This is a genomic window from Enterobacter sp. PL_is379, from assembly GCF_055817355.1.
Genome location: NZ_JBVPGT010000026.1, coordinates 53094 through 78485, shown reverse-complemented (window position 1 = coordinate 78485; position 25392 = coordinate 53094). Strand labels below are relative to the sequence as shown.

General features: G+C 44.5%; 32 protein-coding genes and 2 pseudogenes. 11 read left to right on the top strand and 23 right to left on the bottom strand.

Going from position 1 to position 25392, the window contains the following annotated elements:
* Window positions 1-54: 54 nt before the first annotated feature.
* Window positions 55-732: a type A chloramphenicol O-acetyltransferase gene (gene catA, locus AC0TOY_RS08340; protein WP_473721704.1), complete on the top strand. Its 678-nt coding sequence runs from the start codon at window positions 55-57 to the stop codon at window positions 730-732.
* Window positions 733-1050: 318 nt separating this feature from the next.
* Here the strand turns inward: catA and AC0TOY_RS08335 are convergent, their stop codons facing one another.
* The 10 genes from AC0TOY_RS08335 to AC0TOY_RS08290 form a co-directional block, all read right to left on the bottom strand.
* Window positions 1051-1827 (bottom strand): hypothetical protein, encoded by a 777-nt coding sequence (locus AC0TOY_RS08335; RefSeq protein ID WP_069733304.1) that lies wholly within the window; start codon window positions 1825-1827, stop codon window positions 1051-1053.
* Window positions 1828-2655, bottom strand: coding sequence for a hypothetical protein (locus tag AC0TOY_RS08330; RefSeq protein ID WP_473721703.1), 828 nt, complete (start codon window positions 2653-2655; stop codon window positions 1828-1830). It abuts the gene before it with no gap.
* A gap of 603 nt (window positions 2656-3258) precedes the next feature.
* The gene (locus AC0TOY_RS08325; RefSeq protein ID WP_473721702.1) at window positions 3259-3768 is read right to left on the bottom strand and encodes a DNA-binding protein; all 510 of its coding nucleotides are present in this window, start codon (window positions 3766-3768) and stop codon (window positions 3259-3261) included.
* A 35-nt stretch (window positions 3769-3803) separates the two neighbouring features.
* A complete protein-coding gene (locus tag AC0TOY_RS08320; RefSeq protein ID WP_473721701.1) occupies window positions 3804-4589 on the bottom strand; it encodes a hypothetical protein in 786 nt (261 codons plus the stop codon).
* Window positions 4586-4759 (bottom strand): hypothetical protein, encoded by a 174-nt coding sequence (locus tag AC0TOY_RS08315; RefSeq protein ID WP_014830800.1) that lies wholly within the window; start codon window positions 4757-4759, stop codon window positions 4586-4588. Before AC0TOY_RS08315 ends, AC0TOY_RS08320 begins: the two co-directional genes overlap by 4 nt.
* Window positions 4760-5172: 413 nt before the next feature.
* A complete protein-coding gene (locus AC0TOY_RS08310; protein WP_427032577.1) occupies window positions 5173-6936 on the bottom strand; it encodes a DNA primase family protein in 1764 nt (587 codons plus the stop codon).
* A complete protein-coding gene (locus tag AC0TOY_RS08305) occupies window positions 6933-7247 on the bottom strand; it encodes a DUF4222 domain-containing protein (protein ID WP_473721700.1) in 315 nt (104 codons plus the stop codon). Before AC0TOY_RS08305 ends, AC0TOY_RS08310 begins: the two co-directional genes overlap by 4 nt.
* 10 nt (window positions 7248-7257) lie before the next feature.
* A complete protein-coding gene (locus AC0TOY_RS08300; protein ID WP_473721699.1) occupies window positions 7258-7461 on the bottom strand; it encodes a hypothetical protein in 204 nt (67 codons plus the stop codon).
* Between the two features lie 115 nt (window positions 7462-7576).
* Window positions 7577-8452 carry a tyrosine-type recombinase/integrase gene (locus AC0TOY_RS08295; protein ID WP_473721698.1) on the bottom strand — a complete coding sequence of 292 codons (876 nt, stop codon included), beginning with the start codon at window positions 8450-8452 and terminating at the stop codon, window positions 7577-7579.
* Window positions 8445-8633, bottom strand: coding sequence for a host cell division inhibitor Icd-like protein (locus AC0TOY_RS08290; protein WP_071531908.1), 189 nt, complete (start codon window positions 8631-8633; stop codon window positions 8445-8447). Before AC0TOY_RS08290 ends, AC0TOY_RS08295 begins: the two co-directional genes overlap by 8 nt.
* A gap of 129 nt (window positions 8634-8762) precedes the next feature.
* On the opposite strand from AC0TOY_RS08290, the gene AC0TOY_RS08285 reads away from it, so the two are divergent.
* Complete coding sequence (locus tag AC0TOY_RS08285) at window positions 8763-8942, top strand: hypothetical protein (protein ID WP_163426418.1); 180 nt, start codon at window positions 8763-8765, stop codon at window positions 8940-8942.
* Between the two features lie 48 nt (window positions 8943-8990).
* On the opposite strand, the gene AC0TOY_RS08280 is transcribed toward AC0TOY_RS08285, so the two are convergent.
* The 4 genes from AC0TOY_RS08280 to AC0TOY_RS08265 form a co-directional block, all read right to left on the bottom strand.
* A complete protein-coding gene (locus AC0TOY_RS08280) occupies window positions 8991-9563 on the bottom strand; it encodes a BRO-N domain-containing protein (RefSeq protein ID WP_473721697.1) in 573 nt (190 codons plus the stop codon).
* A 20-nt stretch (window positions 9564-9583) separates the two neighbouring features.
* The gene (locus tag AC0TOY_RS08275; RefSeq protein WP_071891605.1) at window positions 9584-9796 is read right to left on the bottom strand and encodes a helix-turn-helix transcriptional regulator; all 213 of its coding nucleotides are present in this window, start codon (window positions 9794-9796) and stop codon (window positions 9584-9586) included.
* 180 nt (window positions 9797-9976) lie between these two features.
* Window positions 9977-10642 (bottom strand): hypothetical protein, encoded by a 666-nt coding sequence (locus AC0TOY_RS08270; protein ID WP_063137843.1) that lies wholly within the window; start codon window positions 10640-10642, stop codon window positions 9977-9979.
* Between the two features lie 146 nt (window positions 10643-10788).
* Window positions 10789-12003: a tyrosine-type recombinase/integrase gene (locus tag AC0TOY_RS08265; RefSeq protein ID WP_320741426.1), complete on the bottom strand. Its 1215-nt coding sequence runs from the start codon at window positions 12001-12003 to the stop codon at window positions 10789-10791.
* 303 nt (window positions 12004-12306) lie between these two features.
* On the opposite strand from AC0TOY_RS08265, the gene AC0TOY_RS08260 reads away from it, so the two are divergent.
* The 3 genes from AC0TOY_RS08260 to AC0TOY_RS08250 are packed head-to-tail and all read left to right on the top strand — an operon-like array spanning window position 12307 to window position 14552.
* Entirely contained in the window at window positions 12307-13380 is a 1074-nt protein-coding gene (locus tag AC0TOY_RS08260) for a site-specific integrase (protein WP_000201381.1), read from the top strand.
* A 10-nt stretch (window positions 13381-13390) separates the two neighbouring features.
* Complete coding sequence (locus tag AC0TOY_RS08255; RefSeq protein WP_267217165.1) at window positions 13391-14338, top strand: hypothetical protein; 948 nt, start codon at window positions 13391-13393, stop codon at window positions 14336-14338.
* 13 nt (window positions 14339-14351) lie between these two features.
* Window positions 14352-14552: an antitoxin VbhA family protein gene (locus AC0TOY_RS08250; protein ID WP_064589656.1), complete on the top strand. Its 201-nt coding sequence runs from the start codon at window positions 14352-14354 to the stop codon at window positions 14550-14552.
* A 32-nt stretch (window positions 14553-14584) separates the two neighbouring features.
* Here the strand turns inward: AC0TOY_RS08250 and AC0TOY_RS08245 are convergent, their stop codons facing one another.
* From AC0TOY_RS08245 to AC0TOY_RS08220, 6 genes are all read right to left on the bottom strand, one after another.
* Window positions 14585-14797 carry a hypothetical protein gene (locus AC0TOY_RS08245; RefSeq protein ID WP_023338107.1) on the bottom strand — a complete coding sequence of 71 codons (213 nt, stop codon included), beginning with the start codon at window positions 14795-14797 and terminating at the stop codon, window positions 14585-14587.
* A 69-nt stretch (window positions 14798-14866) separates the two neighbouring features.
* Window positions 14867-16261: a P-type conjugative transfer protein TrbL gene (gene trbL, locus AC0TOY_RS08240; RefSeq protein ID WP_074428595.1), complete on the bottom strand. Its 1395-nt coding sequence runs from the start codon at window positions 16259-16261 to the stop codon at window positions 14867-14869.
* Window positions 16262-16263: 2 nt separating this feature from the next.
* Window positions 16264-16437, bottom strand: a complete 174-nt coding sequence (locus AC0TOY_RS08235) for a hypothetical protein (protein ID WP_165761718.1) — start codon at window positions 16435-16437, stop codon at window positions 16264-16266.
* Window positions 16438-16448: 11 nt separating this feature from the next.
* Window positions 16449-17243 carry a P-type conjugative transfer protein TrbJ gene (gene trbJ, locus AC0TOY_RS08230; protein ID WP_001373492.1) on the bottom strand — a complete coding sequence of 265 codons (795 nt, stop codon included), beginning with the start codon at window positions 17241-17243 and terminating at the stop codon, window positions 16449-16451.
* An 81-nt stretch (window positions 17244-17324) separates the two neighbouring features.
* A complete protein-coding gene (traJ, locus tag AC0TOY_RS08225) occupies window positions 17325-17678 on the bottom strand; it encodes a conjugal transfer transcriptional regulator TraJ (RefSeq protein ID WP_000218774.1) in 354 nt (117 codons plus the stop codon).
* A 281-nt stretch (window positions 17679-17959) separates the two neighbouring features.
* Window positions 17960-18241, bottom strand: coding sequence for a hypothetical protein (locus tag AC0TOY_RS08220; protein ID WP_000843928.1), 282 nt, complete (start codon window positions 18239-18241; stop codon window positions 17960-17962).
* Between the two features lie 728 nt (window positions 18242-18969).
* On the opposite strand from AC0TOY_RS08220, the gene AC0TOY_RS08215 reads away from it, so the two are divergent.
* The 4 genes and pseudogenes from AC0TOY_RS08215 to AC0TOY_RS08200 all read left to right on the top strand — a co-directional run.
* A complete protein-coding gene (locus AC0TOY_RS08215; RefSeq protein ID WP_001575470.1) occupies window positions 18970-19227 on the top strand; it encodes a HigA family addiction module antitoxin in 258 nt (85 codons plus the stop codon).
* Between the two features lie 668 nt (window positions 19228-19895).
* Window positions 19896-21413, top strand: coding sequence for an AAA family ATPase (locus tag AC0TOY_RS08210; RefSeq protein ID WP_000402610.1), 1518 nt, complete (start codon window positions 19896-19898; stop codon window positions 21411-21413).
* A complete protein-coding gene (locus AC0TOY_RS08205; RefSeq protein WP_097751240.1) occupies window positions 21413-22270 on the top strand; it encodes an HNH endonuclease in 858 nt (285 codons plus the stop codon). The genes AC0TOY_RS08210 and AC0TOY_RS08205 overlap by 1 nt, the downstream gene beginning before the upstream one ends.
* Before the next feature lie 210 nt (window positions 22271-22480).
* A pseudogene (locus tag AC0TOY_RS08200) lies at window positions 22481-22642 on the top strand (porphobilinogen synthase); the annotation flags it as partial.
* A gap of 40 nt (window positions 22643-22682) precedes the next feature.
* Here the strand turns inward: AC0TOY_RS08200 and AC0TOY_RS08195 are convergent.
* The gene (locus AC0TOY_RS08195) at window positions 22683-23420 is read right to left on the bottom strand and encodes a phosphatase PAP2 family protein (protein ID WP_267217166.1); all 738 of its coding nucleotides are present in this window, start codon (window positions 23418-23420) and stop codon (window positions 22683-22685) included.
* On the bottom strand, window positions 23417-23689 hold the full coding sequence (locus tag AC0TOY_RS08190; RefSeq protein WP_267217167.1) for a hypothetical protein: 273 nt from the start codon (window positions 23687-23689) through the stop codon (window positions 23417-23419). Before AC0TOY_RS08190 ends, AC0TOY_RS08195 begins: the two co-directional genes overlap by 4 nt.
* 223 nt (window positions 23690-23912) lie before the next feature.
* On the opposite strand from AC0TOY_RS08190, the gene AC0TOY_RS08185 reads away from it, so the two are divergent.
* Window positions 23913-24251: a response regulator transcription factor gene (locus tag AC0TOY_RS08185; protein WP_267217168.1), complete on the top strand. Its 339-nt coding sequence runs from the start codon at window positions 23913-23915 to the stop codon at window positions 24249-24251.
* Window positions 24252-24361: 110 nt separating this feature from the next.
* A pseudogene (locus AC0TOY_RS08180) lies at window positions 24362-24568 on the top strand (winged helix-turn-helix domain-containing protein); the annotation flags it as partial.
* A 42-nt stretch (window positions 24569-24610) separates the two neighbouring features.
* Here AC0TOY_RS08180 and AC0TOY_RS08175 read toward each other — a convergent pair.
* Window positions 24611-25384, bottom strand: a complete 774-nt coding sequence (locus AC0TOY_RS08175) for a COG4705 family protein (RefSeq protein ID WP_267217189.1) — start codon at window positions 25382-25384, stop codon at window positions 24611-24613.
* Between the last annotated feature and the right edge of the window lie 8 nt (window positions 25385-25392).

Here is a 25392-nt window from a genome sequence, read left to right as displayed (position 1 = left end):
GCGGTTGTTTCTGGCCCAAAATCATGTAGACGATTGATAATCAAAGGTTAAACAATGAAAAAAACAGCCCCGGCCTATACGCCTGTTGATTTATCTCGTTGGCCAAGGAAGGAGCATTTTGAAATCTTCCAGTCATTTGCTGAGTGCACAATTAACCAAACCGTTCTGATCGACATTACCGCGCTGCGAAAACATATCAAAGCGGTGGGTTGGAAGTTTTACCCCACGATCATTTTTCTCCTGTCTAACATCATGAACCGGCATCCGGAATTCCGTATGGCCATGAAAGATGATGAGCTCGTCGTCTGGAATGAAATTCATCCAAGCTATACGATTTTCCATCCCGAAACGGAGACGTTTTCGTCGCTATGGAGCCACTATGACGGCAATATTCATCACTTTCAGAACACGTATGCAGAAGATACGGCCCGCTATGGAAATAGCCTTTCTTACTGGCCGAAGGAAGAGTCCCGGGAAAATGTCTTTTTCGTGTCGTCGATTCCGTGGGTAACGTTTACGAACTTTAATATGAACATTGCGCACATGAAGAACTTCTTTTCGCCTATGTTCACGTTTGGAAAATACTACGAGCAGGATGGAAAAGTGCTGCTGCCGCTCGCGGTGCAGGTCCATCATTCGGTGTGCGATGGCTTCCATGTGGCAAGGATGTTTAATGAGTTGCAGGAGATGTGTGATGGTTTGTCGGGGCTGTCAGAGGAGAGGAATGGCTGATGCACAAGGGACAAATGTTGTTTATTTGATAGTCGGAAGACTACGTTTAAAGATGGTGCGATAATAGGAACAAAACACCCAACTCAAACAATTGATTTATAACACATTTAGCTTATAACGTTTAACTTGATACCCCCAAAGATACCCCCATTTGAATTTCCTATCCCGGCGGCGAGCGATGCCCAATAATTATGATCTAGTTCTTATAATTCTATAAAAGTTAAAAATCATGATATTAAACAAAATATATGTAACATTGCTTTTATAATATTATTTATTAATTATCACATTTAAAACAAACATCAGAAATTATTTTTATTAATGAAGACCCTTCCAGGTATTTATATATTTTTTCACTGCTTCATTATCCGAAAATCCTTTTCCACCATCAACGATATATTTTACGTTTTTCCAGTCCATGTACACAGAAATAATAGCCACTAAATTTACCAGTTTAACTGGTAACATATTCATAAAGATATCCAAGTAGTAATCTTGATGTTCTTCAGGGCATTTATCCTTAACAACTTTAAAAACAACATATACACATCGCACCATAGAAAATATTGCCATGGATGAATCCTCATCAATTTTATTTATGTGATTTTTAACATCCTCAATTTCGCAAGCTCCTTTTTCATCTATTTGTTTCTCAATAAAGGCCCAAATTGCTTCTTCCAGTACACTTACAGCAGCAGATGAGCGGTATTCTTTTCCGTTAATGTTAATAGTAAAACAACTAAACTCCTCTCTTTCTGAAGAGATAAGGTTATAAAAACCGTCTTCAAACCGTTTTAGAAGAACGTCTTTCTCTTGTCTTCTTTCGTCTTTAATTAGTTGCTCGTTTGCTTCTCGTTGAAGTTTCAAGGAATTAATGAGCATAACAATTGTAATGAAGGTTAGGATAGGATTAAGCACACCTCCTACAAAATCCCCGAAAGTGCCCCAATCACCTTTATCATTGGAAAACCCCATCCATTTGCTAGTCTTAAAGATATCTAACGGGCTATCCCAATGATTGAAATGAGAAAAGTAAAAATACCATACAATAGCTATTAATATAAGTGAAATGACTTTGATTGAGGGCATCTTCATCTACAATATTTCTCTAATTATATAAGCCTTAAGCTCTCCAATATGATCGCGTAACTCATAAGCAGAAATGGTTATAGGTATAAAAGCGTCTTTACCACCTCTGTTATTCCTATCAAGATTCCTGGAAAATTTATTTTTCTGAGACTGTAACACATGCTCCCAATTAAGATGGTGCCTAAAGGCTACTGAATCTGCCTGTCTATCTAATAACAGCCGACCAGTTCCTGTTAACATATTGAACCTAGTTATAATAACATCTTCTTCTACTGGTTGAGCAGATTCATGCTCTACATTTATATTGAAAAGCGTCTGCGCATCCATTTTAGCAACAACTAATTCTTTATTTGCTGTTCTCCTTCTCAGAAGTACATTATATTTTTGTTTCTCAACTGTTTTATGTAAATTCTGTATAGGTTCCTGAATTCTTATCAAAAGTTGTTTTTCAAGCGGTTTAAGACGTTCTACTAAGTCGATTGCTTTCTTGCTCTTAAGATTATGAGCTATCCCCATTCCTTTAGAGATGTAATATGACATAACATCAAAAAAAACAACCCGGCCAATTTCGTTAAATCTTTTTATCTTTTCAGGATCATCGATTCTAAGATTAAAATTTTGTCCAAACGACCCATCAAATGTATGTTTGAACATATTCCTAAGCCCATGTATAGATGTTGATTTTTTTGGGACTGAATCATCTAAAATAGTGCTTGTTGTAATTTGGGTGATGTCAGAAGCTCCAGCAAAAACCTTTATGCCGGAATTCATTTCTAATTCTTCAAAATCGTTCTGCCCATGCCCAACCACAACATCCATATCTAAGTTTATCATATGTTTCTCTTTCAGAATTATTGTTTGTTATTTAAACAGCATGCTATGTCCTTACATTATGTAGAAAACTTGAGTAGACGGCTATAGACAAATTCATACTATTCTGACTTTGTCTCAAAAACTTGAGTTATAACACTTCCTACATATGTAACTTATTGATGCAACTGTAACTTAGAGCGCGTTCTGTCAAAAATCCCCACTGGCGCTGCCGGCGGGTGACAACTTTTGACAACTCAACCTGAACGCCAGCGTCCGGGCAAACCAGAACAGCGATCTGAAAGAGGCTCGAGGATGGTTGCAAAGGGGGAGTGCTTAACACCTTCCCTTCGCGAGTTCGTGTACCTGAAGTTTTCTGAAGCGGTAGCGGTTGACACTTCCCCCCTAGTTTTCCCTAGTAAGGCATAACAAACCATAACAGTCTGACACATGCCCTGCTTCGCATCAGGATTAACAAAAGCTAACAGCCAAGGCTCAAGAAATCTCAACGCCAGCCCTTTACACTTCTGCTGTAGCTGCTGTTCGTAGGCGTCAGGATCCGTTAGGTTGGGTTGACACTTTTCCCAGTTTCTCGCGAAAAAGTGTCAAGTTTGAGGGGGTGGGGGTTTACAGTTTTTCGCCGTCCAGCAGGCAGAGTGACATTAAACCAGTTTTGTTCCAGTCATCCAGCGTATCGGGGTGCATTGTGGCAACGTAAGCCAGCTCAGAACGAAGAAACCGTAAAGCGCCTGCTGCACGGTCTTTGCCATAGAAGCTGTGGGTTTCTTCATCCGGCCGGAAGAGAATCAGCAATTGTTCATCGGGCTCGTGCTGAACATCAAAACCCAGCTCAGCGGCTGCTGCTTCTATTCGCTGGCGAGCATTAATATCAGCCGGCAGCTCTTTCCAGCCGTCATGCCCCCATACCCACGCGGCGGCCTGCGCCCACGTCATTGCATTGTGATGATCACCAGCACCAGCACCAGCACCAGCACCAGCAGAATTTTGTTTAGCCTGCGATGCTTCGACATCCACTTTATCGCCTGAAATTACAATTTCACCGCGGGCTATCCAGCCGTAAACAGTTTGCCGGCTGACGCCCATATGCCTGGCGTAGGCTGATTTACTTAATAGCATTCTGGTGTATCCCTCCGGGCAGAAAAAAGCCGCCCTCAGGCGGCCTGCTTCTCTTCTGAATGTGTCTGCCGCTGGCTGCCTTTGAGCATCGCGTTGACATGTTCGCTTAACTGGTCAAGGCCGGTCATTCGTGGCTGTACGTCTGATGGATCGTCGTTCTTCCCGTAGACGAGATTGTTATACCAGGTTCGGACAGCTGTAATTTGTGCGACGTCCTTCCTTACCGCATCGACCAGGTCGGCAACCGCGTTAATCACCTGCCCGTTCTCTGATGCAATACGGGAGAAGCCGAGACGTTTTAGCTGTTCCGTATCGAGTCCCGAACACACAGCGTGCGCCCTCAGTAAGGCGTCCGCCAGCTCCTGATGCTTTCCACTGTGCATCGACAGCAGCATTTTTTCCTGGCTGCGGCGATCCAGTCGGGCGAATGCCTGACGCATTTCGCTGTCACGCATGAATCCCTGAACATCATCAGATGCCAATGGATTAACCGGAGCGAGCTTGTTCTTCAGGTAATCGAGAATGTTTGCGGCCTGCTCGCTTACGCCTGCCACCCCGCGGGTAAAGTCTTTGAGCGTATCCGGGTTCCGGGCTTCACCTGCCCTGCGGTTTTTTGCCTGTTCGTTCAGATCCGGATCGTTGCGGATAACATCCAGCAAATCCGCCTCAGCTTCGGCCTGCTGCGCCGTTGTCCTCAGGCTGGTGAGTTCGCCCGCCATACCACGGAATAAAGCGGCCATCTGAGTATTTGGCGCAACAACCTTACCGGCATAACCCGCCAGCTCGATACTGTGTTTCCCAATTTTGATTGAGTAGCTCATTGCCCTGCCTCCATTTTTGATAGCCCCGCATCAAATACCTTGCGCGCAACAGCATGGATTGACGGCGCGATCCCCATGCCCGACTTCTGGCGCTCCCTCTCCTGGATGGTTTTCAGAGCCTGAATCTGCTCCCCGTTCAGCAGAACGGGCTTAACGTTAACCTTGCTCATAATGCCCCCTGTTATAGCGACCGTTAAAATCCCATTAATCGCAACAATCGAATAATCAATTGCGATTTATGAAACGATGTTAATGAAATTGCAGGGGGGTACAACGCGAAAAGAGCGGATGCGTTTTAAAGAATTTGCCCTCAAGGTGTTCATGGTGTTCATAAACGCGATAAATTACATACAAAACAATAAATTAACCTATGAACACCGGTCTACATACAGGGGTTATAAGTGTTCATGGTGTTCATATTTCTGTTTATTTTATGAGCACATAGTTAAAGTGACCTATGAACACTATGAATACCCTATGAATACCTTACACAAAGGTGTTCATAGTCAATCTTATTGATTTAATTGAACTTTAATCAATCAATGAACACTATGAACACCTTTCGCCATATTTAGCTAAACATTCATCTTTTTTCCTCAGCTAACGGGTGCGCTTGCGGCAGCCAGTCCTCCGCACTCTCTGAAAGTTCGACGTTAGTCACCACGCCGCGGGTCTTTCTCTCCTTGCGGTACTCGTGATTAAACTCCCGCATGGCGCTTTCCATTCCCTCAGAGAATTTATTCAGCGTCAGCGGCTTCTCGAAACCGTTCGCCTCAAGAAACTTCAGATAAGCGTGATAGAGGTACATGCGGGGGCGATGAGGCGGGTTACGGTTACCCACCAGCATTCCCACACAATCAGCCAAACGCTCCAGATGCGCGCAGAAGGCATATAGCGGATCCGTTTTCTGCTTTACCTCCAGTGCTTCTTCGCTGTTCCGTTGCTCCAGCAGCAGCGCCCGCGCTTTTTCCGGATCCGCAAAGTTCGCCAGCAGCCGGCGAACAACCACCGGAATTTCAGCGGATATCTTTTCTGCCAGGTCTGGATCTTTATCCTCTTCGCTGACGCGCCGGTTAAACTGGAAAATTACGCGGCGCCGGGAAACCCCGCCGGCACGTTCGGTGAAAATCATCGGCGTGTTGTTCGTGGCCACAACCACAGTCCGCAGAACGGCTGTGTACTGGTGCTCGTGTTTCGGGTCTATCTCCACCGCATCCCCGCCGGTTATCGCTTTTATCCCGGTGCCCTCTCCTGAATATTTGGGCTGATCAGGAAGCGTTATCATGCTCTTGCCGACGAACTGCGCCCGCCCGCGCGCGCTGTCGAGCGCCGCCATATTCCCGCTGGCGGTGTTATGCGCGCCGGCCAGCATCGTGGCGATATGGGTAAAGACGCTTTTCCCGCTGCCGCCCTCCCCGGTTATCTCGAGGAACAGTTGCCAGTCGTACCGGTTCGCCAGCACCATAAAGAGCGCTGCAGCGATGCGCTGCATCTTAATTGCGTCTCTATCTGATGCGTAACTTAGCCACTTATGGAAGTTCGGCGCGTGGTCGCGGAGGTTTTCGCCCGGCACCGCCGGCGTGTAGGTCACGCCGTTATGGTTGGTCAGCCAGTTATCCTGGCTGTGTTCGGAGAAAACGCCGGTTTCCATATCGTAGACGCCATTAGCAAAGGGGATCAGGCTGCGCCGCGGCTCCCCCATTACCGGGATAACGATTTTCAGGGCGTCGATAACGTTGTTGATCGCGCGCTTGCTGAAGTTGGTTTTGTTCTCGTTGTAGATAGCCACCATTTCGCGGCTCAGCTCGAGCAGAGACGTTTTCTCCCAGATGCCGGCGCGGTAGACGTACACGCCTTCGCTGTTTTCATTGATCGCAATGCCGGTGTAACGCGCGGCCAGTATGAGCGCCTTTTCGTTATCAGCCAGGTCGCGGAGGTTTACATCCGTCAGCGGTTTGCCGATCACCATGCTTTTGCCGGCTTCCGCATCGGCTTTGAGGCGCGGCAGTTGTGGCGTCCAGTCCTCCAGAAGCTGATAACCTTCTGAGTAGAATTGAGCGCGCTCCACGCCGGCCACCGCCAGCTTTGTGGCGAGAATGGTTATCTGTCGTTCGGTCAGATGCCCGCCGCGGCATACCCGGGCATAGAGCCGGCCATCATCCACAATGCGGATATTCTCCAGCTCTGCCAGCTGCTTTTTATCCAGCACAACCGGCGGCACCGTATCGCCAATCGGGTTCATTTCCTGCCATGCTTTGGCGAACGTCCAGGCATCGGCGCCGGCAAAGATGATTGACTCCTCCATAAGATCCGCCGGCTGCTTTTTAAGGTTTGGTGCATTCTTCATTTTCTGCTCCCTCGCTCCCTGATGATTTCCCGCATAACCCGAATTCGTTCGATGCCCTGCACCCGCATAATTCGATCGATATCTCTTCCACCGGTGCCCGGCGCGGAAGAAACAAATTCAAATTCCCGCACCAGTCGTTCTGGCGTGCAAAAACACGGTGAGCTGTACCCCTCGCGGCAAAATGTCACTCTGTCGAATCGGTAACTTTCGATAATTACGATATTGCCCCGACTGTCCTTCCATTTATCGCCCGGCCTGATTTCAGGGTGAGCGCGGCCATCAGCAGCTAAGCCGGAATTTTTAATCGTCATATTTTTTACCTCACGCCGCTGGCGGGATTACCTGATAACCAATTTTGCTCAGAAAGCGCGCGGCACTCTCCACCGTAAAAATGATTTCGTCGTCCATAAGGGGGCGCATCGACTGAAGACCATTTGACGTGTCCACCAGATAGCGGCCGCCGGCCGGGAAACTGAAAACGTTTTTGCCGTCGGCCCGGCGAACCAGATCGTAAACAGGAGTCATAATTTCACCTCCCCTTCCCTTAATGACTGGCTGGCAAAACAATATCGCGCACTATTTAATTGCTCAGATACGTGATCGGCAAAAGCGCCGAGACGGCAAAATTGGATAACCATTTTCATACAGATACCTCCATGGCCAGACGGGATTGAATGGCGGAGGCCTTACTGCCCAACTGAAGGTAAGTTCGGGTGATTGCCGGGTTACTGTGCCCGAGCATTTCAGAGGCAACCAGCAAACCCTGTTCGCCGCCGGCGGACATGAGATTAAAGGCGGCAATTTTGCGGCTGGAATAGGCGCTAAGGCGCAGACGCGTGTTTACAACGCGGGTAAACCACACCATAACGTTGTGCAGTTTCTTCCAGATTGTCTGGCGACTCACGCTACCTTCCAGAGACTGGCAACGGTTACTTTCGATCTGGCTGCGGGAAAATACCAGGTCGTCACCGATAAGGTTGCGCTCCATGCGTTCGCGCAGTCGCTTGATAATGCCCGGCGGCAGCTGTTTGGTGTCGTGCTTAACTTCAGCCTTTGCCACCAGCTCAAATACGATCGCCTGTTCTTCTTCCGTCATGCCGGCGGCCAGCTCGTCGCAGCTCACGCTATCCCAGTGCATGTAGGCAATGTGATCGCCAGCAAGCCGGGCAGCGTCCTTACGCTGCTGGCGAACAATCTCGAGCCCCTTCCGGGTCGCCCTGGCTTCCGCTGCTTTGGTCTGCTTCGCTACGATGATTGTTGCAATGCCGGTTTCCCAGTTGATGCACGAGTAACGGAAGTTGCACACGTCACTGGTACGCCAGCCGGTAACGGTCGCAATATCCCACCAGAGTAAAACCCAGTCCGGCTGGGTCTGCTGGATGCGCTCGCGCAGTTTGCGCTGCTCTTCCCGTTCGTAAACGGGCGTCATGGTGCGAGTGCCTTTCGTGGTAGTGGCTTTTACCACGTTGCCGCGCAGCTCGCGGGCTTTAGCTGTAAGGGTCTGGAGGTTAAACATGCTGCACCTCCTCAACACGAAATCGACACGCCAGAATACAGACACATCCTTCTGGCGTTTTTTCGCGGGCTTCGCGCTCGGTGGAAGCAGTAACATTGACGATCTGATTTGTGAATTCACCCAAGGTGAGAAAACGCCATGTAAATTCAGGGCGTGTTTGGGTAGACTTAGTGCAAGCCATAATGTTACCTCAACTAACGTTTTGGTTAGACGCCCTGAAAGTGTTCCCGCACTTCGGGGCGTTGTCTTTTTCATTTCCTGTGTGTAATGTGTCATTACACATAAACACATTACATCGGGTGTAATTGACGTGTCAACACACAAAAACGAGAGACGAGGCAATCCTCCATTCCAATTTCGGCTTGATCCAGAGCTTCGAGAGATGATGGAACGAGCGCAACAGCAAGATGGTGATGAGTCTCTAGCCGCATGGCTTAAGAGAATTATTCGCAAGGAACTCCAGCAGCGTGGTATCGAGCCAAAGAGCTGATTAAGCATGCTCTCTGCCGGGTAAAAATCCCGGCTTCTTCCTGCCTTTTTATTCATCGCTATCTTCCTTCAGTAACTCGGGTTGATACTTACGCCACAGCTGAATCTCCTCTTGTTCAAGAGCTTCTTTTGCCCCCTTACACTGCTGCAACTTATACCCGCGTTTGCTGGCCTCCTGCTGATAAGCCGCCATGCGCCGGCTAAAGTCGTTCAGGAACGCGAACGGCACACCATAAGAGCCAGTTTTGCGGATAGAAGGGATAACCTCGCGAAATACCCAATTACTGAAACGATGGGCGAATGTGCCCGGCGTAATAGCTTTACGGCTGCGGGCGATCAGCTTGTAGAAACCAGATTCAGAGACAGCGCTATGATTTGGGTTCCCGCGAATACCGTAAGTTAAAGTTACGGTATTTCTCTCGTCATCATCCAGAGCCTGCAACGCCATGCGCGAATTGGATAGTTCCAGCACCGCGCAAACATCTTTTGCAACGAACCACGGTTCACCGTTGATCTTAACAATACGGACTTTCGCGGCCTCAAATTTAATCACCGAAATATCATCGCTGCTGTTTTCAGGTTGAGCGAAACCCTGCCCGGCTAGGGCATTTTTGTTAGTCATAATAAATTTCCCGGGCTAAGTTACAGTTGAGGTTTTGTGGAAATTAATGCATCACGTTCTTCGATACGCTGGCTTATCCAATCATCAACTTCACTTTCAACAAATGCGATGGCTCGAGAACCAATCTTGACCGATTTAGGAAAGCGATTGTCTTTAAGAAGACGATAGATCCAAGCCTTGCTATATCCAGTGCGTTTTTGTACTTCAGCCAATCTGATTAAAGAGTGGGACATATTTACCTCATAACGTCTATTGTGGTGTACGAGATAAATTCAACCAGATATCAGATTAGCTGTGTGGAAGTCGGTATGATTTTAATTGGAAGTGACAACTGCGAGAGTGGATCCGTTTTACAGGTTTTTTTAGAACCTGTAAAACAAGGTTTGGAAGTGCGGCGTCAGTTTTGGAAGTCTTTACTTCGAAATTTTGGAAGCGTGAAGCTCAAGAGCTTCATCTATCAACATAATCAGTGCCTTACTGGTTACATCGATACCGTCTCCATGGTCATTGATCAGTTTAGTCGCAGTCCTTGCCACCTCAGATTTGTTTAATTTGCCACCACGTAGATATTTCCCCTGACTTTTCTCGAGAGCAATTGCCATTCCGGCTATCAATTTGAGTGCTGTGTCTTTGCCAGCGAAGTTGCCCCACTGGGTGGGTTCGTGTAAATCTTCATTGCACTGCTCGGAATCTAAATCAGCGGAGTGGCTATCAATCATCCTTAAACCACTCTCAATTTCATTAGCAACCCAAGGCCAGATATCCTTTGCGAGGAAGGTTGCATTAACAATCGGAGTATCCAGAGTTATAGATTCAACATCTACTTTTAATCTGACGGCCTCAGGTAGACCATATTTATAATCAGCTAACTTGAAAGCTTGAAGTGGCTTTAATTCCTTTAGCTGAATGGCTTGTATGATGGTTTCCTTGTAAATAGATGCCTGTTCATGTCCTATATAATTCCCTTCTACTGCTTTTTGGACGCTATCAACCTTTTCAGATATTCCAGCCATAACTAAGGCTGCCTGATCCAAAGATACAATTCGCAAGCGTCCAATATGCACCGGTAAATCGAACATTACGTCACCTCACGCCCTCTATTAATTGAGCGGCTATGCCAGCCCGCAGAGGTGTACGGGTTTTCGGGGATCAGCCTAGACATAGCCTATTCTTTGTTCGTCTACCGAAGTCTACTACTGTCAATTAGCACTGTCTATACATACAGTTAAGCGCTTTTCCCGAACGTTCCATGCACTACATTTTCGCCGTTTTCCAACGCCTCCATATAGTCGGCATACCATTGAAGCATTTCACGGCGGCCGTCTATGTATTGAGCATGGTTGTAAGTACCTCGAATAGAGTTTTTGTCGACGTGTGCCAGCTGCGTTTCTATCCACGAGGTGTTGTAGCCCTGTTCGTGCAGGATGGTACTCATGGTGTGCCGGAAACCGTGCCCGGTGACTTTTCCGTCATAGCCAATCCGCTTAAAGACTTGGTTTATGCTGGCTTCACTCATTGTTTTTCGCGGATCGTTACGGCCAGGGAACATAAGCGGGTAATTGCCTGTCAGCTCCTGGAGCTGGCCAATAAGCGTAAGAGCTTGCCTGGACAACGGCACCACGTGAGGGCGACGCATTTTCATACGTGAGGCTGGTATTTCCCAGACCGCCTTACTGATTTTGATTTCATCCCAAAATGCCCCGCGGAGTTCGCCGGTACGCAAGCCGGTGATAATCAGCAGACGAGCGGCCAAAACTACTAACGCGCTTCCGGTATATCCTGACAACGCCTTGAAGAAATCAGGCAATTCTTTCGGTGTGAGGAAAGGATAATGATTGGACTCATGCCCTTGCATGGCGCTGGTGAGATCCGGAGCGGGGTTATACTCAGCACGGCCGGTGACTATTGCGTAACGGAAAACTTCCCCGCAGCGTTGCCTAACTTTTTTGGCCTTTTCTGTAGCGCCGCGCCCCTCAATGCGCCGCAGCACATTCAACAGTTCAAGCGGTTTGATATCGGCTATTGGTTTTTTGCCAATGTAAGGGAACACATCTTTGTTGAAAGCTTCCAAGATGTCTGAAGCATACCCAGAAGACCATTTTTTTAATTTGCTGCTGTGCCACTCAAGGGCAAGATCTTTGAAGGTATTGTTTAACTGAGTTTCACGGGCAATCTTCTCTTCCCGTTTCGCTTCCATAGGATCGATACCCCCAGCGATACCCCTTTTCGCTTCTTCACGTTTTGACCGAGCATCGGCCAATGTGACTTCAGGATACACACCCAGCGCTAACAGCTTCTCTTTGCCGGCTACACGATACTTGAGCCGCCAGTATTTGCCGCCATTAGGTTTAATCAGGAGATACAAACCACCACCATCAGCCAGCTTGTAGGGCTTTTCTTTAGGTTTGGCGGCGTCCACCTGTCGGGCGTTTAGTTTCACTTGGGGGTACCTCCTCTAGACCGAACAGCATATACCCCCATAAGTACCCCCAAATGACCGTAGATTTCAGGGAACTTTAGTAGACGTAGAAATACTAAAAGGGGCTGTAAAGCGCAGAGTATAAGGGGTTTCAGTGAACTTTAGTAGACTTGGGGAGACGTTAGAATGGTGCCGATAATAGGAGTCGAACCTACGACCTTCGCATTACGAATGCGTAAATTGGTCCTTTGAAATCAATACCTATCGAATTTAAATAGATTTTTTGCCACAATATTGCCACAGTTCGTTAGGAATCAGACAGAAATGGCGACTATACGCAAACGTGGTAACTACCAATGGGAAGCTCAAATCCGTAAACGTGGTTTTCCCTCTCAAACCAAAACCTTTAACACCAAAGTAGAAGCAGATGCTTGGGCCAAAATGATCGAGTCAGAAATGGCGAGAGGAGTTTGGCTTAGCCGCAGCGAAGCGGAATCTACGACATTGTATGAAGCCCTAACGCGCTATGAAAAAGAGATTGTTCCCGACAAAAAAGGAGCTGTGCAAGACCGATCATTGGTGCGGATACTAAAAGGCACTCAGCTGGCAAAAAACTATATGGCCAGCATCAGGAGTGCCGATGTCGCCAAGCTAAGAGATGAATGGTTGAAAATTTATGCTCCTGCAACCGTTTTAAGGCGTTTGGCCTTACTTTCTCATGTATTCAATGTTTCGCGGAAAGAATGGGGCATGGAGAGCCTGCTGAACCCCGTAGAGGCCATTCGCAAACCCCAACCCAAGAACTCAAGGACCAGACGCCTGGAAGCGCTGCCTTTAGTTTCTGAGCAAACCGGTGTTACGTCAGGAAAGGAATTAGCCAACGAGATCGAACATATCATTGCCGCAACACATTCATTAGTATTGCCAGCAATCATTCTTCTGGCGTTAGAGACAGCCATGCGCCGTAGCGAAATTGCAGAACTTCGATGGCGCTTTATCGATCTTGATAGGCGAGTTGCACATCTGCCGGATACTAAGAATGGTAATGCTCGCGATGTCCCCTTATCCACAAAGGCTGTTATGGTACTATCCAATCTAAAGGAGCGTTCTAAACAAGCTGATGACAAGGTTTTTGGAATGCGTGCCGATGCGATCACCCGCGCTTTTGATCGAGCTGTAAAGCGCGCCAGAGAAAGATATGAACAAGCTAAACCTCAATGTGATGACACCTTCCTCAAAGATTTAAGATTTCACGATCTCCGGCATGAAGCGACCTCTCGCTTGGCTGAGATTTTCCCCATGCACGAGCTGACAAAAATCACGGGGCATAAAGACCCGAGAATGCTAATGCGGTATTATCATCCAAAAGCTGAGGATTTAGCGTTAAAGTTGAAATAAAGGATATCTTATGCGTTACATTAGAAAACACATTGCAAATTTTGATTTCAATATTGTATCCATTATATATTTGCTGATTGCTTGCATTGTAATCATGAAGTTCCCATTATTACTTCAAGATAAAACCTTCTTAGTTTGTGGATTATTCCTCTCGGTAGCATTCATTTTTTGTGCCTATAACAACAAAAAAACAATCGTCAATAAAATGATTGAGCACAGCATCATTAAATGGATTGGAACAGTATTGATTTTTTCAATTTGTATGTGGTATGCAAAACATAAAATTAATTTTGATTACGATATTCAACCGGAATACTTAATATACTCATCTTATGGTTATGCTTTCGCAATGGCCATTCCTCTATCTCTATCCATTTATGGCCTTAGCATTTTCATATACTTATACTTTGGAAGAATTACTGCTTATCAATGCTTTTACGCGGCAATTTTGACCCTCCCTTTTTCTGCAATGCTAAGAGAGACGATTAAAAAAAACCAAGAGGTTGATTTCAAAGTTATTATGTTGTTAGTTTTCGGGTTAGCTTTCGGTATCGTAACCATGTTCAAAGCAATGCAAAAAACAAATAAAAAATCAACTTCATCCAATAAAAAGAATCTATTATACATTGCAAAAACAATGGCACAAGATATTAATAGAGCAAAACTAATTTTAATGATATGGTTTAAAAAAATACTTATATGTTCGAATAGCTACTTAAGAGTTGCAGATCTATTATCGACAGCAATTGCATTATTATTCATTGGTGTTTTTTCAATAAAGATAATACCAGAGCATCAGAAGTCTTTTCTTTTACTTGATGCTTTTTCTAAGACAGATTGCAATACAAAAAAAGATTCATTTTCATACATCAGGAAATCGAAAAACGAATGCTACAGAATTAATTCTAAAGGAATAGAAGTTATCGAAATGATATCATTTACCTCATCAACTGACTAAAACATAGGTAGTAATGAAAATGGATGAGACCACGAAGAGAAAAAGGATTGAGGCATTTAGGAAAGCAGAGGCTAGCTTATATTTATCAGGTAAAGATCCTCGCGGGTCAGAATTTTACCAGAAAATAAAGGATGAAGTTATAAGAGGTAAGCTAACTTATGAAGAGGCAAAAGCAGAGATTTTAAATCACCATTTAGAGAAATCGAAAAAATAAGAAAAAGGCTAACATTATGTTAGCCTATCTTCTCAATGATTATTCCTATAACTAAAAATTGCTTTTTTCAATAACTCCGTTTGCTCATCAGCATCATCATAATTATAAATTCCCGTAGCAGAATAATACTCTTCGATGCATAGAATATTTATCAATGGTTCACAAATCTCTTTAATAAACTCCTTGTTGTTATCGGCAAAAATAATTTTTATTCCTTCCAAAACAAAGCTATTATAATCAGCCATTATCCACCTCCTTACAGGTGTTTAGTGGAAGCGTCAGTTAACGTTACCGCGCTAACTGACGCGCCTAAATCAAGATTTTTTACTGCCAGTTAAACTATCACCCTCAAACTCATCCTGTTCGTGGTTAGTCTGACGATCGGCTGTGTGTTTACGTATTTGATTCGCTATTTCCCCACCAACGGTCTGTTGTCTTCGGATAGAATTAGTACTTCCCTTCATCATCTGATACTCCGAAGCTCCGTTAGACAGCCCGCTCGCCATGTGAGAAGCCATGCGGCCAGCTCGTGAGAATGATGAAGCAAACCCCTGGCTTCCTCCGCTGACACTACCTGTATTACTCCCTGCAGAAGAACCACCGGAACCGCCTGATGGTTGTCCTCCAGAAGTATCTACGGAACCGGTATCTTCCCCTCCGCCAAATCCTCCACCTGAACCACCTTTATCACCAGAACCAGATTCTTCTGCCATCGCCGCTTGTGCAGATTCAAATGCTGCTTTTAGAGCGGAAGCACCACCACTGACTTGAGCTGTAGCACTCATTGCCATTGCCCCAGCGCCACTGATTGCAGTAGTAGCAGCGCCAGTAATCATACCTGCTCCAAAACCACCGATCCCTTGTAAGGACGCTCCTCCAACAACGCCTGATAACAACAACGGTAATTTATTCGTCAATACTAAAAGAATAATTGACGCCAGAAGTAAAACAATAAGACTATTAAGATCAGGAATATCATTTTTAATAATAGAAAAATACTGATCTATAAATGATTGCCCAATCCCAATGATTAATGTCATCGTAAATAACTGAATACCAATCGATAATACTGTGCGTAAGTAATTTATTGCTATATCAGAAGTCCATTTCGAGCCACCAAACCCAAGCAAAATAACTCCTGCATAACACAACACCCATGCAGAAACTAACATTATTAGCATATTTATCGCGATAAGCGCCATTACTACTAATACTATTATCGCGACGGTTATCATAATGGTCGAAATCATTGGAGACCAAATTGATGCTGCTGAACTGACCTTTGTTAATATCACAAATGCCATATCCACTATGCTGGAGGGTGAAATACCAGTACTTGTTCCTAAAGCATTTGCTGCAAGTTGTCTCATTGAGTTAATTATAGATTGTGATATGGCTGGGCCGTTGATTAAAAGATAATAAAAAAAACCAATCACGGCAAAAAAACGAACTATTTCTGCAAGTGCACTGATTAAACCTTCCCCTTGCATCGCCAACATACCAAATGTCCAAACCATACTTATTAATACCAGCCCCCAGAAGAGCCAATTTGCATAATCACCAATTACTAATGACCATGTGCTGGCTACTTGCTGAAACTTATCTAATAACGTATCAAGTAATCCGCTACTATCTAATTGACCAGCATAAGCATTTACAGAAAACAAAAAAACCATTCCTAAAAAAGTGAGCTTGCTTACTATTCTCATAATTACCATTCTCGCTTAGGGCTAGGATTGTTATTGCCACGCAGGGCACATTTATCGTAGTTATGTTCGTTCAATTTATTCTCTGGCGTCGATAAACAACCTTCATCTTTTTTATCGCAAGAGCATAGAATTAATGAAATTATTAGAATAAAAATGACCAAAAGTTTATCTTTCATTCAGCTCTCCCTCACCAAATTCGCTTCGGGCTTGGTGTGTTCTCGCCAGCTAACGCTTTTTCATCAGCGACTATTTGTTGGGCTTCTTTATCAGCCTCAGCCTGTGCCAGTGTTGCTGCAGCGTTTTGCTGAGCTACCAGAAGCGAGCGGATTTGCAGCAACTGGTTCGTTTGAGCACTGGCAAGCTGGTTAGCGGCCTGAATAGCTTCCATTTGCCCTTGTGCGCCGGTTGCCTGCGTTTGCAAATCTGCAAGGTTGTCAGCATCGCTTTGCAGTGTTTCCTGCTGTTCGTCAAGAGCCTTAAATACAGCGTCATTGGCCTTTTTACGTGCCTCAGAGCTGTTCTGTTCAGCTTTGCGCAGTGCGCTAATTTCATCCGCAGTACATTCAACATTACTGTTAAAGCACGGTGATGAGCGGTAGTAATTCACGTCCTGATAACGTTTCAGATATGAATCAAGACTCCCGGCCTGGTTTTTGTAGTAATTAAGGGTGTCCTGCGCCTGCAACAATTTGTTGATGGTCGAATTGGCCTGATCCCAGATATAGGCTGCAGGTGCGACTGTATTTTTGAGCATGTTTTCATACTGCTGCAGCTGCGTCTGGTACTGCTGGATCTGTTTTGCCACAGCCTGAACGTTGTTGACTGCGCTGATTGTGGTCTGCACCACATTAGTACCATCGATTACAGGGATACCGGCTGTCGCCGGTAATGCCATGATGGACGCCAGAAAGGAAGCTGCTAATGATTTTTTAGCTGCTAAAATCCCTCTCAGTGATGAAAATACTCGGAGCATTAACTTCATTTGCCCACCTCAAATTTAACTGATTATTAATATTGAAAACTCGTACTTTTAACAAATACAGATATTTAGGAAACCATAAATTTATTTATCCAAGATTCTATCCATAATATTTCTTAGTTCTTGTCTGGTTGATTCTATTTTAGCAAGCAACGTTTTTATCAATGAGGGTGAAAAATCAACTGTGCGTGGATCGTTAGCTAACCACAGTTTAAGTAACCCACCAAGTCGACCAAGATCAGCATTTACTCGGCTAAGCTCTACAACCTGTTCAATATCTACCATAGACTCAACCTGATAACCCATTGCTACTTTACGAATGAAACTCGCTACACTTAAGCCAGATGCTTCTGCATTTTCCTGGATTTGCGCTTTTTCATCTGGCAAACAATAAACTTTAATTGGTGTACTATTTTTTCTAGTCTGAGAAACGGTCATATCATTCTCCATACAGGCGGTAGCCGATCAGCCTCGCAGAGCAGGACTCCGTTGAGCAGCTCAGCTGCGAATAAGGGAAGGTAAAGTAGAAGCACCGTTTACGGTGGGCCTACTTTACATGTCCTGCCCTACATTTGCCGTTGTGAATCTGTGTACGTATTGTGTATTCCTGTGTACTCAGTGTGTTTTCGTAAAGCATTTGTGCAGTATTAGTCGTGTAAAAGTGTGCAGCATATGTGTTTATTGAAAGGAAACTTATCTGAATACCCCAAGGAATATTTTTATTCTCGCGGCTTGGGTTTTAGCGGCCTGCCACGTTTCCTTTGAAACCTATTTATCTCTTTCGCTATATCGTCATTTTCTGTCTTTGACTCAACAGATTTATCTATCCAGTCCTTAACATCCTCTCTACGCCAGAGAAGACGTTTATTACCGGGAAGACGGCATCTTGGTGGAAGACATTTTGGATTTCGCGTTGCATCACTGCGGATACTTTTTACAGTTTTCTTTAATGCAAAAGCCAACTCTTCAACGGTTATAAGTTCTGGCATAACTGATTTCATCGAAGAACCCATCTCTCAGTAGAAATTTGAGGATTTTAGCGGCTAAAATTTTAGGCGCTAAAGTTTGCTAACCAACGTTATGAATTGAGAATAATTAAAACTTACTGCCAAAAAGAATAATGTCAACAGGGTTTTTATTCATCGGGTTCTAACTTCATATGAAATTGGTTTTATTGACCAATTTCTGAATCACAGTAAGGTTTTAATAATTCCTTTAATCTTTTTGGTTATATATAAGGTTAAAGATCTGGTTAGAGGGGTGTGCAAAACTCAATTAAAGCAATGATTATTAAGGGGAAAAATATCCACATGCGCCCCTCATATGTCATAAAGTAGCCCCTCAAGTGTCATGAAATCGCCCCTCATATGTCATAAAGCAGCCCCTCAAGTGTCATATAATAAAAAATTAACAAACAAGTTATGCACAATATTATCAACAGAATCTGTGGGTAAATACACAGATTATACATGATGAAATAGATTGTTTAGCTAAACTAAATAGCAATAAATAAAATGAAACAAAATGTAAATAACAGAGGATTGTAGATGACTTATAAATTTGGTTAGCTAACCTTTATAAGAACTACTGTTTGCAAATGATTCATTCCTGACAGCGGATATATCGAATTTGAGTAAGAAAAACACTTAAACCAACCTTACTCTATGATTTGTTTAGCTAAACAAATTACTATAATGAATCCGATGACGTTTAAAAAAAAGGAGGGGGGATGAGGACGATAAATGCTGCACCTTCAACTGTCGGAGAGATTTTATACGAAGAATTCTTGAAACCATTGGATATGCCTCCCGCAAGACTTGCTGAACTGATGGATACATCATATGAAAAAATTTTGGAAATAATAAAAAATGAGCGAAATATAACTCTTGAGGAAGCTTTTCAACTCGCGATAATTTTCAATACAGATGCATATTTTTGGGTGAAACTGCAAGAGCTACATGAGGCATGGTTTAATAAAAAAAAGTAATGGTATTCAATTAGATTGCTTAGTCCTAATACATAATATGCTTTGAATAATACTCATGTATTACTAGTGACTCATTAAAACATGATAACACCAGGAGGACTGAGGATTGAGAAATTTGACCCTGGATGATGGGACACAGTCCTGACCGGACAAATCATTTTAGCCGTGGTACAGGCGACACTGAAAACCGACATAAAGAAGCCCGACTGGTAAGTTCGGGCTTTGTTTGACGCTCTGGCCTGAATGGAACATTCCTACATTAGACGTTAATATCTTACATCTAATTAGCCGCAAATACTAATGGATACATAGTTCCATTTGACTTGACTACCCATTTGCAGATTACTCCACCATCACTAATAAAATTCGACCACTTAGATTCGGAAGTGTCAGGCTGTAGGTCTTAAACCCGAAAGACTGCTTTTGGCCAGAAGCTGCCTTTGCTAGAATCTTATTATGTCAAAAGTCCAACTGCGTCTCATATGTAAATTATTTCAACTAATAATTAGAACTCCTGAAGATACTTCTTTTAATTAGTAGCGTAACCGCAAAAACAATTTTTGAGTTTTCTTTTATATTTAAATTTCTCGCAGAAGATATTTACACATCTGTTGTTGTTTTTGATATAATTAGGTGAATCTAAACAAAAAAAGGTTTTCGGAAATTATATGGAAATCATTATTGTACCCCGAGAGCAACGTATTCCTGCCGCAGGTATTAGTACGGCTTACCTGCATGTGGATCGTTGGAATGACTTTTCATTCATTACAATGTTTTACATGTATCTGTTTGATCAGAAAGGTGAACGGCATGATATTGGGAATGTCAAGATTGGCTTTCAAGGACAAACTACTGAAAAATCAACTTACTCCACGTTAGGAAGCAGGTTTAGAATTCTCCCAGAAGGATATTTTTCCGTTGGTCAGGATGTCGACTATTATCAGAAAATTTCGAATTTACCAGAATCCGTCAAAGTTTCATTACTTGAGGCGCTCAAAGATATTGCTTATGCGCCAGAACTTATAGATCTTGTTAAGGATGAGGAGGTCTTTAAAACGTCTTTGCTTCGGTATGTTAGTTTGTCTGTTATTAAAGGGCAGTTTGCGCGAGTACTTGAGGGAAAGAATCCACTGACTAATTTTGAGTTCAAGTTCATTCGCCCTGCACAAGACAAGATTTCCGATATCGAATTATCATTTAAGGTGAAAGTAGGAGAAAAACCAAGCACCAATATTCACGCGATCATAGGTCGTAATGGTGTGGGGAAAACGACAATTCTAAACGGAATGATTGAAGCTGTTACCAGTAAAGGTACGTCGAATGCAAAATTTTATGATCTGGAGGGGTGGAGTGATGATCCGATTGATAATGATTACTTTAGTAGTTTAGTCTCTGTGTCATTTAGCGCATTCGATCCATTCGAGCCACCAAGTGAACAGCCTGATCCATCAAAGGGAACTTGCTACTTCTATATAGGTTTGAAAAAAAAAGGAGAGTCGCTGAAAGGACTAAATGATATTCATGAAGACTTTCTACAAGCTTTGACGCTATGCTTTAGCCAGATTCCTAAGCGTGAAAGATGGCTGCAGGCTATTGATACTTTGGAGTCTGATGAAAATTTTGCAAGCATGGAGCTGAAAAATCTAGCAGGATATAATGGTGAGATGCTCGTTAGTAATGCACGGAAACGTATAAAAAGAATGAGCTCCGGTCATGCGGTAGTGTTATTAACACTTACACGTTTAGTTGCAACGGTGGAAGAAAAAACGTTAGTGCTAATTGATGAACCAGAGAGCCATCTTCATCCACCGTTGCTGTCTGCTTTTATTCGTGCACTGTCTGATTTGCTACTTGATAGAAATGGTGTTTCTATTATTGCAACTCACTCACCTGTGGTACTTCAAGAGGTCCCTAAACGATGTGTTTGGAAAATCAATCGTTCAAGATTGTCTACCGAATCTCGCAGGCCAGACATTGAAACATTTGGTGAGAATGTAGGAATCTTAACAAGAGAGGTATTTGGTCTTGAAGTAGTTAAATCCGGTTTTCACGATTTATTAGTCCAATCTGTTAAGTCAGGTGGAACATATGAGGATATAGTCGATGAGTATCGTAACCAGCTTGGTGTTGAAGCCCGAGCTCTATTAAAAGCGCTTGTCACACACAGAGATCGGAGTGTTAAGTGATGTTAAAACTTAAACAACCTGCTTATACATATGCCGATATGCTGACTAGCTGCCGCGAAGGCATAACTGGTAATCCGGGCTTGTTGCTGAAAGTGAATGAAGCAATAACTGATTTGCAAACATTGGCAGCTTCATACAATGCATCGGCATTAACTGGTGAACTTTATACAATACAACCACTGCAAATAAAAAATGAGGAAGACCCTATTGTTGTAGGTCGGTTAAAGAAATCTGACTTTGTTAAGCTTTATGGAAATTATGTTGTTGGGAAGAAAAAGCCTGCTCGAACTATTTATGATGCCCTGATGACTGCTGCTAATGAAAAATGCCCATTTTGTGGTGGGATTGGGCGACCTCGAAATTTAGATCATTATTTGCCTAAAGCTCACTATCCTCAGTTTTCTATATTGCCTGTTAATCTTGTGCCAGCTTGTCGAGATTGTAATATGGATGGTAAAGGGGAAGCTTTTGCAAGAAATGAAGCAGAACAGATAATACATCCCTATTTAGACGATAGCCGTTATTATGATGAACAGTGGATATCGGCTAGATACTTGGTTGGCAAAAATGATGAGCCTGGAGTTATTGAGTATTTTGTTTCGCCACCTGCTGATTGGGATAATGCACATAAACAAAGAGTGGAAAAACATTTTAACGATTTTGATTTATCTTTAAGATACTCTAAAGAAGCTGGTGCGAGGTTAGTTGTGCTTTTAGCTCTATATAACTCAGTACTACCAATCTCCGTAGATAAAAATGCTGCTAAACACCTTATATTTCAAACAATAATCAATAATTCGCCTTTTGTGAATCACTGGGAACGGATTATGTGTTTGGCTCTAATGTCAGACTTGTAGTAATGCTTGGAATGTTTATTTCTGTTCTTATTGATCTGCTCTCCATTGATTAATACGCCGTAATGTGAGTAATGCAACTATTTGACTGCGAGATTAATCGCGAAGTTCCGCTCTTCGCTCACAGCGGACATCGATCTTCGCGCCGGTCCGCTCAGTGCCAGCAGCGGACATTGCTGGCATCATAATATGTTAATCATCGGGTAGCAGGTCAAAGTGAGCGGAGAATACGCGATGATCAAGTTTGCCGCTCAGGCAGACGCGATTGATGAAGACAAAGTGGTGCTGGAAAGCCTCGGCGCCATCAAACGCGCAGGGGCGGATCTGATTTTCAGCTATTTCGCCCTCGATCTTGCCGAACGCGGCACCCTCTGAAACTGTAACCCTCTCCGCCCGGAGAGGGCTTTTTTTCCTCTTACAGAATGTTGTCGCCCGGTGGCGGCAAATAGCGGTTTATCGCAACCACCGACGGACGAGTGAGGATAAACGCCAGGCCAATAGACGCCAGTAAATCCACCGGCCAATGCATACCTAAAAACAGGCGGCTAACCAGTACGCCGGCAGCCCATGCGGTGAGGATAAACGCAGCAAGAAAGCGTTTTCGCGGCCACAGCACGCCAACGCCCAGCAGCGCCCAGGCCGCGGCAAAAATCGAATGCCCCGACGGGAACGACCAGGTGCTCTCCTTCGCCCAGTGATCTTGCTGCCAGCTAGGGATCGCGCGGTTATCATGCAGCGTATTCAGCACGGTCATACCTCGCTTCGCCGGTTCTTCACTGTAAAATTGCGCAACCGCCTGCGGTTGATCATGGTTCAGCCACATCACATAGGGACGTGGTTCCTGTACCACTCGTTTCAACACGCTAACCGCCACCTGTCCCAACGCAATCGGTGCCATAATCAGCAATGCGCATTTCCACCGATGCGCTTTACCCGGTTTCAGCACCCACAGTAACGCAGCCAACAGCACGACGGCAGTGAACACCCCAACGGGGTTGCTCACCGTCTGTGTGAGTAAGTAGAAAAAACCGAGTTGTGGCGATTGTGCTTCCGCCTGCCAGTGCCAACCGGTTAGCCAGGCCACCACCGGCACAGCTATCAGCACAGGCAGGCAAAATCCTAACCCGGTAGCTATCTTTGGACGTTTTTTCATTCCGTGAATAACACCTCAGTGTGGGAATCCTGTTGCGACTGCGCTTTTTTCTGTGTGGAAAGTAGCTTTGCAGAGTCCGTATCACCGGTCGATTTTTCATTTAAATCGAAGGGATAGTTTTCATGGATTTTATTCGGGTTAGGGTGCCAGGCAGCGGGTGAAAGCACCCAGGTTTCCCCAACTTTATTCACTCTGGCTTCCGCGGCGGTTTGCCCGAATGTAAATAGTGCAGAAATGATCAGCAGCAGATAAATCATATTTCGTTTCATTGTGGTATCTCCCGACAGGAATAGTTGACGGAAGAATTATCTCATTAGCGTAGTGACGCGAGTCCAACGTCAACATGACAATATTGTCATGTTGACGTTGAGACCCTCTAATTATTAGACGGTGATAATTGCAGGTAATAAACCCGCCTGGCGGGAAATCTTCTGACAACAAGAGGTGAAGCAATGCAGCCACAAGAAAATAAACCAACCATCTTAATAGCCTATGCCAATAAACATACCGACAATTCGTCGGCATATTAAAATAAAATTTTCGCGTGAAATTTTCGAAAACAGCTATCACGGTTTTAATTTCACGCTAATTAATAAATCTGATTTTATTGTTATTGAATCTCCGCCGCAAAAGGGTCTGGAATTGCTGCAAGCAATAAAACGCCAAAGCACGGTGCCGGTAATCGTCCTCTCTACGCTAAATAACGATAAGGATATGGTGAATGCCCTCAACCTTGACGCGGAGGATTATCTGGTGAAATCCTTTAGCATCGCCGAACTGGTTGCACGCCTGCATGTGATCCGCCGTCGCCTGCTACCTGCTGCAAGCTAGAACGCACAGACATACAACGCCCTCACGGTGGAAATTCATCGCGACACGCACCAGGTGTTTGTAGGCAGCCAGCGTAAAGAGATTTCCGCACTGCTCACGCCACAGAATACTGGCTGCTGTGCCATATTATTCACCAGCCAATGCGTGTATTTTTCCGTTCAGAGTTGTTGCACCACTGTCTGCCAGACCTCGATGGCAGCGAACGAGCGGTAGATGGGCATATCAGCAACTTACGCCGCAAGTTAAGCGATCCTGGCGTCACATTGCTACTGGAGAACGTTCGTGGTTTTGGTTATCGGCTGGGATGTGTGGGTTAAACGTGTAAAGGCGCCCATCAGCGGCGCCCTTACACAAGGTGATTAACGCTTTTGCGTTGGTTTGCGGTATTCCACCAGTGAAAGTCCTCCAACCAGTACAACAATGATGGTACTGAAAATGACACTGGTAACATTGGCGCCAAAACCGAAGCCGCCATTCTCCAGCGGTTGCGATAACAAATCGCCCCAGGCCGCACCAAACGGGCGAGTCAGAATATACGCCGCCCAGAAACAGAACACCGCGTTCGCCCGGAAAACGAACCGTGCCGCAGCAATAAACAGCAACCAAAGGCCAAAAAAGCCGGCAGTAACGTCATATCCCATGCTCAATCCTTCCGCCAGCCAGTCACCCAGCGCGGTGCCCAGCGCAAAGGTAAAGAGGATCGCCAGCCAGTAAAAACCTTCACGTTTTGCGCTATCGACATGATGGATAGAGAGCGTTTTTTCCCGGCGATACCAGACAGCAAAGGTCGTGATCAATGCCAGCGTGAAAAAGGCTGAAGACCATGCCAGCGGCACATGCCAGGCATCGGTTAAATTATCGGTAACCAACGTACCAAACACACTGATAAACACCACGACCAGCCAGTACAACACCGGAATATAACGCGTGGCGCGCATCTGGAAATAAAGTGTCACCGCCAGCAATCCGCCGACGACAAATGATGTATTAATCAGACCAAAGCCTAAATCCATATTCAGAAAATCTGCCGCGGTTTCCCCAACCGTCGTCGACATCATTTTTATCAGCCAAAATATTACCGTGACCTCCGGGACTTTATTAAGCCACGGCGTATTTTTTTGTACAGAGTTCATGATCGCTA

Bases quoted from the DNA above. Each gene is read 5' to 3' on its own strand.
- catA (WP_473721704.1), top strand. From the start codon at position 55: ATGAAAAAAACAGCCCCGGCCTATACGCCTGTTGATTTATCTCGTTGG.
- AC0TOY_RS08335 (WP_069733304.1), bottom strand. From the start codon at position 1,827: ATGAAGATGCCCTCAATCAAAGTCATTTCACTTATATTAATAGCTATT.
- AC0TOY_RS08330 (WP_473721703.1), bottom strand. From the start codon at position 2,655: ATGATAAACTTAGATATGGATGTTGTGGTTGGGCATGGGCAGAACGAT.
- AC0TOY_RS08325 (WP_473721702.1), bottom strand. From the start codon at position 3,768: ATGCTATTAAGTAAATCAGCCTACGCCAGGCATATGGGCGTCAGCCGG.
- AC0TOY_RS08320 (WP_473721701.1), bottom strand. From the start codon at position 4,589: ATGAGCTACTCAATCAAAATTGGGAAACACAGTATCGAGCTGGCGGGT.
- AC0TOY_RS08315 (WP_014830800.1), bottom strand. From the start codon at position 4,759: ATGAGCAAGGTTAACGTTAAGCCCGTTCTGCTGAACGGGGAGCAGATT.
- AC0TOY_RS08310 (WP_427032577.1), bottom strand. From the start codon at position 6,936: ATGAAGAATGCACCAAACCTTAAAAAGCAGCCGGCGGATCTTATGGAG.
- AC0TOY_RS08305 (WP_473721700.1), bottom strand. From the start codon at position 7,247: ATGACGATTAAAAATTCCGGCTTAGCTGCTGATGGCCGCGCTCACCCT.
- AC0TOY_RS08300 (WP_473721699.1), bottom strand. From the start codon at position 7,461: ATGACTCCTGTTTACGATCTGGTTCGCCGGGCCGACGGCAAAAACGTT.
- AC0TOY_RS08295 (WP_473721698.1), bottom strand. From the start codon at position 8,452: ATGTTTAACCTCCAGACCCTTACAGCTAAAGCCCGCGAGCTGCGCGGC.
- AC0TOY_RS08290 (WP_071531908.1), bottom strand. From the start codon at position 8,633: ATGGCTTGCACTAAGTCTACCCAAACACGCCCTGAATTTACATGGCGT.
- AC0TOY_RS08280 (WP_473721697.1), bottom strand. From the start codon at position 9,563: ATGACTAACAAAAATGCCCTAGCCGGGCAGGGTTTCGCTCAACCTGAA.
- AC0TOY_RS08275 (WP_071891605.1), bottom strand. From the start codon at position 9,796: ATGTCCCACTCTTTAATCAGATTGGCTGAAGTACAAAAACGCACTGGA.
- AC0TOY_RS08270 (WP_063137843.1), bottom strand. From the start codon at position 10,642: ATGTTCGATTTACCGGTGCATATTGGACGCTTGCGAATTGTATCTTTG.
- AC0TOY_RS08260 (WP_000201381.1), top strand. From the start codon at position 12,307: ATGGCGACTATACGCAAACGTGGTAACTACCAATGGGAAGCTCAAATC.
- AC0TOY_RS08255 (WP_267217165.1), top strand. From the start codon at position 13,391: ATGCGTTACATTAGAAAACACATTGCAAATTTTGATTTCAATATTGTA.
- AC0TOY_RS08250 (WP_064589656.1), top strand. From the start codon at position 14,352: ATGAAAATGGATGAGACCACGAAGAGAAAAAGGATTGAGGCATTTAGG.
- AC0TOY_RS08245 (WP_023338107.1), bottom strand. From the start codon at position 14,797: ATGGCTGATTATAATAGCTTTGTTTTGGAAGGAATAAAAATTATTTTT.
- trbL (WP_074428595.1), bottom strand. From the start codon at position 16,261: ATGAGAATAGTAAGCAAGCTCACTTTTTTAGGAATGGTTTTTTTGTTT.
- AC0TOY_RS08235 (WP_165761718.1), bottom strand. From the start codon at position 16,437: ATGAAAGATAAACTTTTGGTCATTTTTATTCTAATAATTTCATTAATT.
- trbJ (WP_001373492.1), bottom strand. From the start codon at position 17,243: ATGAAGTTAATGCTCCGAGTATTTTCATCACTGAGAGGGATTTTAGCA.
- traJ (WP_000218774.1), bottom strand. From the start codon at position 17,678: ATGACCGTTTCTCAGACTAGAAAAAATAGTACACCAATTAAAGTTTAT.
- AC0TOY_RS08220 (WP_000843928.1), bottom strand. From the start codon at position 18,241: ATGAAATCAGTTATGCCAGAACTTATAACCGTTGAAGAGTTGGCTTTT.
- AC0TOY_RS08215 (WP_001575470.1), top strand. From the start codon at position 18,970: ATGAGGACGATAAATGCTGCACCTTCAACTGTCGGAGAGATTTTATAC.
- AC0TOY_RS08210 (WP_000402610.1), top strand. From the start codon at position 19,896: ATGGAAATCATTATTGTACCCCGAGAGCAACGTATTCCTGCCGCAGGT.
- AC0TOY_RS08205 (WP_097751240.1), top strand. From the start codon at position 21,413: ATGTTAAAACTTAAACAACCTGCTTATACATATGCCGATATGCTGACT.
- AC0TOY_RS08195 (WP_267217166.1), bottom strand. From the start codon at position 23,420: ATGAAAAAACGTCCAAAGATAGCTACCGGGTTAGGATTTTGCCTGCCT.
- AC0TOY_RS08190 (WP_267217167.1), bottom strand. From the start codon at position 23,689: ATGAAACGAAATATGATTTATCTGCTGCTGATCATTTCTGCACTATTT.
- AC0TOY_RS08185 (WP_267217168.1), top strand. From the start codon at position 23,913: ATGCCAATAAACATACCGACAATTCGTCGGCATATTAAAATAAAATTT.
- AC0TOY_RS08175 (WP_267217189.1), bottom strand. From the start codon at position 25,384: ATGAACTCTGTACAAAAAAATACGCCGTGGCTTAATAAAGTCCCGGAG.